The organism is Pedobacter sp. 05L430, from assembly GCF_056397585.1.
In genome coordinates this window covers 1-10,352 of record NZ_JBFTNT010000136.1, presented here as the reverse complement: position 1 = coordinate 10,352, position 10,352 = coordinate 1, and the positions used below count along the sequence as shown (strand labels likewise).

The window sequence follows — 10,352 nt, the reverse complement described above, 5'->3', positions numbered from 1 at the left end:
GTGTAAAACTGTACACCCCCTGACTGAACTTCAGATTCTGATCGCCAATTTTACCTTCAAAGCCAGCATATCCCACCACTCCCCAGATCCGATTATCGAATCCGTATTTTAAATTTGAAGGGCCGGCATGGGTATCGCTTTTACCCCATCCGGTGATGATATTTTCACGAATATCAGCCTTATCATCGCCATCGGTATCTTTCAGGAAAATAAAGTCAGGGGCCTGTGCAACGATTACACCACCGTTTGAAAACATGATACTGGTAGGAATGTTCAAACCATCGGCAAAAATTGTAAACTTATCTGCTTTACCGTCTCCGTCAGTATCCTCACAAATCTTTATTCTGTCGTCGCCCTTGCCATTTTTATTTCTTATTGTATTTGGATAATCTATCGTTTCTATTACCCATAGTCTTCCTTTTTCATCCCATGCCATTGAAATTGGGTTAATAATATCAGGCTCTGATGCAAAAAGCTGTATGTCAAAATCTACAGGAACCTGCATACGCTTTTGGGATTCAGCAGCAGTAAAGGCATGCTGGAATCTTGGTGCCGGATCACGTTTTTCGTAATTAGGAATATTGGCATCAGAATACACGCCAACAGGAATTTTGTAATCGGCAATTTGCTTTTGCACTTTATCTCCCAAAGCCCAGATGACCCCATTACTGATCAGTTTTATAAAATCAGGTTGTTTCCAGGTGCTATCATTGTGACCACTTGCGGTATAAAATACCCTCCCTTTACCTTGTTTGCGAACCCAGGTATAAGGCTCATGTAAATCGCCCTCAACACGTTCCTGCAAAACAGTCATATCGGGATTAAGCTTGGTATGAACATAGGTTTCATCCCATGAGGAGAAAGGATTAACGCCTTTCATGACAGGGTGATTTTTATTCACCGTTACCGCCGAGAATACCCCTGTTTTATGGGTACTAAACTGTCCGCCAACGGCCTGAATATACCAATCAGAATTCTGAAAGCAGAAAGATGCAGAGTGAATAGGGATTAAAGCTTTCCCCCCCTCTACAAAATCTTTAAGTGCTTTTTCCTTGTCCGGAGTAATGGTATCATAGTTACCGTAAATAATGATACCATCGTATTTATTAAGTGTCTGAGTGTTTAACAAACTCGTATCAGTGGTATAAGAGACATTAATCCCCAGTCCGAAAAGAGGACTGATCAGCATCGGAGCAAGCTTTGATGAGTTATGATGCGTACTTTCGTTTCCTAAAAAAAGCACCTCAGCTCTTCGGGGATGCTGTTTCTCTGCATTTCCACCGACTACTCTTGTTTTATTTGAACAATACTGAAACAAGACACTACTTAATACGATTAGAAAAATAATCTTTCTCATTGGGTCATTATTATATTTGGAAATACAAATAAGCTATTTTTTATATCATTATTCTATCTAAATATTATCAGTTTCTAAGTGTATTTTGTCATTGCTCTATTTTTTTATACTTTCACATCAAATGAAAAGCATTGTTCAAAAATCTGCCATCCCTCATTCCAAATTACTGGTTGTTAAGAGACTGGAGGAATTAAACTTCGACCCCAGCCTCCACCAACACCCTGAGTATCAATTATTTTTAGTTCTAAAAGGATGGGGAACACGCTTTATTGGAGATAATATTAAACCATTTAAACCAGGAGACCTTGTATTTACAGGACCTAATCTTCCACATTTATGGAGAAATGACCCTGACACCAAAAAATCATCAAAAACGCTAGGCATAGTAATATACTTCCCTCAGAATTTTCTTAATGAAATTATAAGTTCAAAAGAAGAAATGGAGAACATCCGTTTACTATTTGAAAAAGCGGGAAGGGGACTGGAAATTTATGGCAAAACCAATAAGATGGTAAGTAAAATGATGCACGAACTCCTCAATGCAAAGGGGGTTTCGCGATTAATTATACTACTTCAGATTCTAAATACAATTGCAGACTCAACAGACTGCCATCCGATCACGCATGTCAACTACATTCCAATAAATAACAAAACCGAATCTGACCGGATGAATAAGATCTATAGGTACATTATGAAAAACTATAGAGATAAAATAAGTCTGGAAGTGATCGCCGAACTGATAAACATGACCCCCAGTTCGTTTAGCAGGTATTTCAAATCGAGGGTCAACAAATCCTTTTCAGATTTTTTAAAGGAGTTAAGGATAGATTATGCACGCAAACTTTTGAACGAAAACAAAATAAGCATCAACAGTGTGAGCTATGATTCCGGTTATACTACGCTTTCTAACTTTAACAAACAGTTCAAAGAAGTAACCGGAAAAACGCCACTTCAATATAGAAATGAATACCTTAAAATAAGGACAGAAAGTATCTAAAACGATCTTAAATTTGGGGATGAGGTGCCCGCTTACCTATAGTGCACTAAATGAACAAATTGAACAAATCCATACACGCTATCGATTTTCCCTTAATACAAATGGTTTTCTTGTCAAAAACCCATATTTTACCCATCTAAGTCAACAATTTAGCGCTTTCTTGCAGATTTCCCCTGCCATGGTTTTCTCACTTTTATTATTACTTTCGTTTTAGTGTTGGCCAACATAGGCGTATCCTGAAAAGCCTTTAACGAGTAAGGAATTTAACAATAACAACCCCCTATTATGAACAAGTTAGAATTAAACAATCTTGGTGTTCAAGAAATGAACACAACTGAAATGACAAAAGTTGAAGGCGGTGGTTTACTTGGCGGTATATTAGATAGTCTTTTGACTTCTGTAGTAGGAACCGTAAACTCTGTAGCAGCTGACACTTCAGCTTTCTTAAGCAAAACATTAACCAATGTTTTGAAACTGGTTTGGAGCCTGTAAGAAAAAATATCGGCAACTGTTATTCTGAAATTCAGAATAACAGTTGCTTTAATATCCAACTATATGCCCCTTTCTACCTATTCCGCCGAAACAATTTCAAGCACCTCACTTGTTTATCGATCACAAATCAGTAATTCAACCAAGCTCATATACCTGATTGCAGTTTTTGCAATCCTTGGAACTTTTGCCGCACTCCCATTTATAAAAACGCCAATAAGTGTAAAAAGCACTGGACTATTACAATCTTCAGTTGAAAAAACGGAGCTAACAATACCTGTAAACGGCAGACTTACGCTGCTTAAGCTTACAGACAATAAGAAACTTAAACAAGGCGATACGCTCTTAATCATTGATGGAGCACTACCCAAACAGCAGGGTGCTTTGGTACAAAACCGTCAGGGACAAATTGGACAGTTCCTGCAGGATATACATATGCTGTTAATTTACATTAATCGAAACGGATACAGCTACCCTAGCCTTCAAACAGGCCAATATAATGCTGCATGGCAACAATTTGCCCAAGAACTTGAAAATGCGCGAATAGCAAAAAAACAAGCAGAAAGCACCTTCAACAGATACAGCARGTTATACCAGAATAAAGTGCTTACAGAATCTGAATACGATAAGTACAAATTCGAACTTGAACAAGCAGAATCTGCCTTTTTGATGGTAAGTACAAAATATAAAACCCAATGGCAAACCGAAGCAAACCAATTGCGAAATGAATTGCGTGAGCTTTCAGGTCAACAGGTAGAAATAAACGAACAAAAAAAACAATACATATTAAGGGCCCCTATTGCCGGATCTTTACAAAATTTGGTTGGTCTTCAAAAAGGAGCCTACGTTTTTGCCAATCAAAAAATAGGAGAAATATCTCCTGATACCAACCTAACGGCCTTTTGCTATATAAAACCAGCAGATATTGGCTTAATTAAGAAAGGGCAGGAAGTACGCTTTCAAATAGATGCTTTTAATTACAACCAATGGGGTTTGGCTGAGGGTAAAGTGCTCGATATTTCTGACGACATCATTATAATTAATAATAACCAACCTGTATTTAAAGTAAAATGCAGTTTGGACCAGAATTATTTAATGTTAAAAAATGGTTACAAGGGCTATTTAAAAAAGGGTATGAATTTTACTGCCCGCTTTACGGTAACCGAAAGAAGTTTATACCAATTGCTATACGACAAGGTAGATGATTGGGTAAATCCAAATGTTAGCGGAGCGATATGAGAAGGCTATGAGCATCAAAGTAAAACAACACGATATAACCGACTGTGGAGCAGCTTGCCTTGCTTCTATAGCATCCCACTATAAATTGGATTTGCCTGTTGCACGCATCAGACAATTGGCAGGCACCGACAAAAAAGGAACCAATGTACTTGGCATGGTAGAAGCCGCCGAGAAATTGGGTTTTGAGGCTAAGGGAGTTAAAGGCCCATTTGAAAGTTTGTTTAAAATCCCCAAACCGGCCGTTGCACATCTTATTGTGCATGATATTCTGCAACACTATGTAGTAATTTACAAGGTTACCAATAAGTATGTAGAGGTGATGGATCCTATTGACGGACAGATGCACCGCAAAAGTCACGAGCTGTTTAAAAAAGAATGGACCGGCGCTTTAGTACTGCTTCTGCCGGCTGAAGAATTCCAGTCGGGGAATGAAAAGGTATCTGTACAGGGCCGTTTCTGGAACCTGATAAGACCACACAAAAGCATCCTGATTCAGGCCTTGTTTGGCGCAATTGTATATACGATCCTGGGCTTGTCTACATCTGTATTTGTTCAAAAGCTGGTAGATTTTGTTCTTGTAGATGGCAACAGAAATTTACTCAACTTAATGAGTATTGGAATGATCATCATTCTAGCCCTGCAACTCTTTATTGGTACAGCAAAAACCATCTTTACCCTCAAAACAGGGCAAATGATAGATGCTCAGCTGATATTAGGATACTATAAACACCTGTTAAAACTGCCTCAACAATTTTTCGATACCATGCGTGTGGGCGAAATCATTTCAAGAATTAATGACGCGGTAAAGATCAGGACGTTCTTAAATGATGTGAGCATAAATTTTCTGGTAAATATCTTTATTGTGTTCTTCTCATTTATCATGATGTTTACTTACTACTGGAAGCTGGCCTTAATCATGCTAACAGTAATTCCTTTGTATTTGCTGATATACTATATAACCAATAAACTGAACAAAAAAGCGCAGAGAAAACTAATGGAAGATTCGGCTGAACTGGAATCACAATTGGTTGAAAGCTTAAATGCAATAGGAACAATAAAGCGCTTCGGGTTAGAAGGACATGCCAATGAAAAAACGGAAACACGCTTTATTAAACTGTTGCAAACTGGATTTAAATCGAACATTAACGCTGTTTTTTCTGGAACATCCTCTGAATTGGTTTCTCGTTTGTTAACCATTATATTGTTATGGGTAGGTGCCGGTTATGTACTGGAAAGTAAAATCACTCCCGGCGAGCTTTTATCATTCTACACCCTTATAGGTTATTTCACCGGGCCGGTATCTTCTTTGATTGGCATGAACAGGACCGTTCAGGATGCCGTTATTGCAGCAGATAGATTGTTTGAAATAATGGACCTGGAGCGGGAAAACGATGAAAATCAAATTGACCTTACTCCTGATAAAATAGGTGACATTCATTTTGAAAATGTTTCTTTCCGTTACGGAACAAGAGTTACCGTATTTGAAAACCTTAACCTTAGAATACCTAAAGGTAAATTTACAGCGATTGTTGGAGAAAGTGGTTCTGGTAAATCGACGCTGATGTCTATACTCCAAAACATCTATCCGATACAAAAAGGAAATGTGAGTATTGGCAAGTACGACCTCAAGTATATTCGCAACTCCTCTCTTCGGAATGTGGTTTCTGTTGTACMGCAAAAGATTGATCTATTTGCAGGTAATGTTATCGACAATATCGCTGTTGGAGATTATGAACCCGACATGCAAAGGATCATAGATATATCTACCCAGCTTGGAATTATTGACTTTATAGAAACTTTACCATCAGGATTTCAAACCTATCTTGGCGAAAATGGCACTACCCTGTCAGGCGGACAAAGACAACGCATAGCGATAGCCAGGGCCATATATAGTAATCCCGAGATTCTTATTCTTGATGAAGCTACCTCTTCATTGGATTCTGCGTCTGAACAGCATGTGCAAAGAATGATTGATCTATTAAAAGTTCAACATAAAACAGTAATTGTTATTGCCCATCGCCTAAGTACGCTGAACAATGCGGATAAGATCATTGTATTAGACAAAGGTCTTGTTGTTGAGGAAGGGACACATAATGAGCTTTTGTTCAACAAAAACTCTGCTTATGCAAACCTCTGGAAATTGCAAACTCCGCAATTAATAACACACGGATAGCTCTTTATTTTCCCACTCAAATGTTATACCTTACGCGGTCTAAAACATTTCTATAATTTATGGCAACATCCCGAAAGGCTGCGTTAAGTTTTATTTTTATTACCCTACTACTTGATGTTATTGGCATTGGCCTTATCATTCCCGTATTTCCTCAATTAATTGAACAGCTCATTGGTGGCAATATTAGCCAGGCCTCCCAATGGAGTGGTTGGCTTACCTTTGTTTACGCCATTATGCAATTTGTTTGCGCGCCTATTATAGGAAATCTTAGTGACAAATATGGTCGGCGGCCTGTTCTTCTCTTATCTCTTTTCGGATTCGGAATAGATTATATTTTCCTTGCCCTTGCACCTACCATCTGGTGGCTTTTTGTGGGCCGTATCATAGCTGGCATCTTTGGTGCAAGTATGACCACTGCAACAGCCTATATAGCCGACATTAGTACAAACGAAAACCGTGCGCAGAACTTTGGAATGATTGGTGCCGCATTTGGAGTAGGTTTTATTATCGGTCCGGCATTAGGAGGTTTACTTGGAGAAATCGGGCCACGTGTACCTTTTATAGCCGCCGCAATATTAACATTGGTTAATGTGGTTTATGGCTATTTTGTATTGCCAGAGTCTTTAGATAAAGAACACAGGCGTGCCTTTGAATGGAAAAGAGCCAATCCGCTTGGGTCATTAATGCAGCTTAAAAAATATAAAGGTCTTGGCGGCTTAATTATAGCGCTTGTTTTCCTGTACATAGCCAGCCATTCTGTGCAAAGTACCTGGACATTTGTCAATATAGAGAAGTTTAAGTGGAGCACCTCTATGATAGGAATCTCCTTAACGGTGGTAGGCGTACTTGTAGCCGCAGTGCAAGGTGGACTAATCCGGTTCATTAATCCCAGACTGGGCAATGAGAAGAGTATCTACGTGGGTTTCATATTATACGCCGTAGGCTTGTTTCTTTTTGCCTTCGCTTCAGAAACCTGGATGATGTTTGCTTTCCTTGTGCCTTATTGTCTTGGTGGAATTGCAGGCCCTGCTTTACAGGCAATTATGTCTGGCAATGTCCCTCAAAACGAACAGGGCGAATTACAGGGTGCATTAACAAGTTTAATGAGCGTAACCGCAATTATAGGGCCTCTATTCATGACAAACTTATTTGCATGGTTTACAAGCCCTGGCGCTGCAATTAAATTTGCGGGAGCACCGTTTCTTGCCGGAGCTGTATTAATGCTAATTAGTGTGTTAATTGCTTATAGAACAATGAAAGGTCATTCGTTTATGAACCGAAAGAATGCTTAGCTATTAATAGCTGCCCAAAGCATATCTTTTAATTCAACCAATCCCTTTTGTGCCACAGATGAAATAAATATGGAAGGAATATTTTTAGGAAGCTCCTTTTTCATTTCTGCTACCAATTCCTCATCAAGCATATCTGATTTGGTTATGGCCAGTAAATGTGGTTTTTGCATCAGCTCAGGATTGTAATCCTTAAGCTCTGCTTTAAGTATTTCATATTCTTGGGCTATGGTTCTTTGCGTATCCGCCGGTACCATAAATAGCAATACTGAATTACGTTCAATATGTCTGAGAAACCGATAACCTAATCCTTTACCTTTAGAAGCTCCCTCTATAATACCGGGAATGTCTGCCATTACAAAAGATTTGCTATCTCTGTAAGACACTATACCCAGATTAGGTACAATCGTTGTAAATGGATAATCGGCAATTTCTGGCTTAGCAGCCGAAAGTACAGATAACAAAGTTGATTTACCGGCATTAGGGAATCCAACAAGACCAACATCAGCCAGAACCTTAAGTTCAAGCACCATCCATTCTTCCTTGCCCGACTCTCCTGGCTGTGCAAAACGTGGAGTTTGCAAAGTAGGAGTTTTAAAGTGCCAGTTACCCAAGCCTCCTCTTCCCCCCGGAGTAAGTATCTTGGTTTCGCCATCCTGAGTAATCTCAAAAAGAACATTTCCGGTTTCGGCATCTTTGGCAATAGTACCCAGAGGAACATCAAGGATTTCATCTTTACCTTGTTTTCCTGTTGAGGTACCACTAGAGCCTGGCGCGCCGTCCTGAGCGATAATATGCTTACGGTATTTTAAGTGAAGCAACGTCCAGAACTGAGCATTTCCCCTTAATATAATGTGTCCACCACGACCACCATCACCCCCATCAGGCCCACCTGTAGAAGTTCTTATATCCCGGTGCAAATGTGCAGAGCCCGACCCTCCTTTTCCAGAGCGACAGCATATTTTAACATAATCTACAAAATTGGAACCTTGTGACATAACCTTCTATTTTTAAAAAAAATAAGCCTGAAAAAACTTTTCAGGATATATGAAAATAGCGGGAAGAACTAAAAATTCGCCCCGCTACTTGTATTATTATTGATCTAGTATTTATCTATTACAGCGCTTAAATCAGCAAAAATGTCATCGATCTTTCCGATACCATTCACCTTACTTAGCTTATTTTGTCCTTCATAATAAGGCAAAACATGAATCGTTTTGCTGAAGTACTCTTCTATACGTTTTTGCAATTTATCAGCCTGATCATCAACGCGACCTGTCTCAATTTGTCTTTGCGCAATACGCTTAGTCAGCTCCTGCTGATCCACATCAAGTGCAATTACGCCAGCGATTGAACTTCCTTTACTCTCAAGAAACTCATCTAAAGCCTCGGCCTGAGGAACCGTACGCGGGAAACCATCAAATATAAATCCTTTAGCATTTGGATTTTTATCAACTTCTTCCTCCAGCATAGCAATCGTAATTTCATCAGGAACAAGTTGCCCTTCTGCAATCAGGGCACTCACGCGTTGTCCTAAAGGAGATTGATTTTTGATATGGGCCCTAAAAAGGTCGCCTGTTGAAATGTGAATCAATTGATACTTCTCAATTAATTTTTCTGATTGGGTGCCTTTGCCTGCACCCGGTGGGCCAAAGAGAACAAAATTAAGCATTCGGGTTGTCTTTAAAGTTAAAAAGCCTTCTGCGCAAGCAGTAAGGCTTTTGGTTGTTATTTATACATTCACAGTTAAAAATCTCTAAGAAATTTATTGAAGATCTAATAAAATTAACTTCTACAAATAGAGATTTAACCATTCAAAATAATTTACTTATACCTATTAAATCAGTTGTGATAACTCTCCAGTTCTCAATTCATTAATCTCAACAAATACCGAGAAAAGAAGGTTACTTTTTAGCCTGCAAATATATAATTATTAATTTACTATATTGATTTTTTTACAAATAACCCTCGTCAAGGGTCAATGCAGGGCGGCCAAATCTTTATTAAAGACTATTGATAGGCCCCCTTGCTAATCAAATTATTCACAATACGAGTCTTCCCATCCTTGTCGGTTGTACCATTTATCTCAGCAGAAATAACTGTTCCGGTATTTTTTGCAGGCGAGGCAGATTTAAGATGAAAATCATAAATTAGTTTATTTACAAACAAAGGATCTGCCCCCCATAAAGAGCCAGCATCACCACCGCAAGCAGCTTTCCACAAATTAAAATCAGTATAAGGAACATTATTCCAGCGCCAAATACTTAACCCTTCTGAATAATACAGGTTGTCGCTAACAACATTATTTGTACCGCCAGTAACTTGTTTATTGATAAAAACGCCTCTATCTGGTCTCGGATAAATAATGTTATTTCTAATCACATTATCGTTGCAATTCTCTGTTAGTCTAATCTCTCCCTCAACTTCATTTGAGTAGCCCAAATCTTTGCTATTGTGATAGACAGTATTGTTCACTACATAACATTTATTGGTACCTCCCCCGGTATAACCTATATATCCACCCATATAAATTCCACCCAATGAACAATTGTATACTACGTTATTCCTGACGATGCACTCCTGAGTGGGAAAATTATCTGTTTCGCTAACAATCCCTATACCCCTGCCACTATCTCTAACCAGATTCCTTTCAACCAAAATATTTCTGGCACCATCAATATAAATGCCGATAGCACCGTTATGGTCCTTATAGGCGGGAATTGGTCCTGTCTTCCCATCTATATTAAAAACTTCATTGTCGGCAATTATACCATTGCGAACATAATTATACGAAGGGTTGGGATTTGC

At 38.8% G+C, this 10,352-nt stretch carries 9 protein-coding genes; 5 read left to right on the top strand and 4 right to left on the bottom strand.

The features are described from left to right. Positions 1–1,357, bottom strand: a 1,357-nt coding sequence (locus AC1DG9_RS16770; protein WP_477634921.1) for a PVC-type heme-binding CxxCH protein, incomplete at its 3' end; no start/stop codon positions are given. 121 nt (positions 1,358–1,478) lie between these two features. On the opposite strand from AC1DG9_RS16770, the gene AC1DG9_RS16765 reads away from it, so the two are divergent. The 5 genes from AC1DG9_RS16765 (at position 1,479) to AC1DG9_RS16745 (ending at position 7,547) form a co-directional block, all read left to right on the top strand. Next, on the top strand, positions 1,479–2,354 hold the full coding sequence (locus AC1DG9_RS16765; protein WP_172660841.1) for an AraC family transcriptional regulator: 876 nt from the start codon (positions 1,479–1,481) through the stop codon (positions 2,352–2,354). A gap of 285 nt (positions 2,355–2,639) precedes the next feature. Next, positions 2,640–2,846, top strand: coding sequence for a hypothetical protein (locus AC1DG9_RS16760; protein ID WP_048904154.1), 207 nt, complete (start codon positions 2,640–2,642; stop codon positions 2,844–2,846). A gap of 63 nt (positions 2,847–2,909) precedes the next feature. Beyond that, positions 2,910–4,082, top strand: a complete 1,173-nt coding sequence (locus AC1DG9_RS16755) for an HlyD family secretion protein (RefSeq protein WP_477634920.1) — start codon at positions 2,910–2,912, stop codon at positions 4,080–4,082. Beyond that, complete coding sequence (locus AC1DG9_RS16750; protein ID WP_477634919.1) at positions 4,063–6,255, top strand: peptidase domain-containing ABC transporter; 2,193 nt, start codon at positions 4,063–4,065, stop codon at positions 6,253–6,255. The genes AC1DG9_RS16755 and AC1DG9_RS16750 overlap by 20 nt, the downstream gene beginning before the upstream one ends. Before the next feature lie 59 nt (positions 6,256–6,314). After that, the gene (locus AC1DG9_RS16745) at positions 6,315–7,547 is read left to right on the top strand and encodes a TCR/Tet family MFS transporter (protein WP_337715744.1); all 1,233 of its coding nucleotides are present in this window, start codon (positions 6,315–6,317) and stop codon (positions 7,545–7,547) included. On the opposite strand, the gene obgE is transcribed toward AC1DG9_RS16745, so the two are convergent. The 3 genes from obgE to AC1DG9_RS16730 form a co-directional block, all read right to left on the bottom strand. Further along, a complete protein-coding gene (gene obgE, locus AC1DG9_RS16740) occupies positions 7,544–8,542 on the bottom strand; it encodes a GTPase ObgE (RefSeq protein ID WP_172660845.1) in 999 nt (332 codons plus the stop codon). The two genes, AC1DG9_RS16745 and obgE, sit on opposite strands and share 4 nt — an antisense overlap. 104 nt (positions 8,543–8,646) lie before the next feature. Next, positions 8,647–9,216, bottom strand: coding sequence for an adenylate kinase (locus AC1DG9_RS16735; RefSeq protein ID WP_172660846.1), 570 nt, complete (start codon positions 9,214–9,216; stop codon positions 8,647–8,649). A gap of 338 nt (positions 9,217–9,554) precedes the next feature. Next, positions 9,555–10,352, bottom strand: a 798-nt coding sequence (locus AC1DG9_RS16730) for a right-handed parallel beta-helix repeat-containing protein (protein WP_477634918.1), incomplete at its 5' end; no start/stop codon positions are given.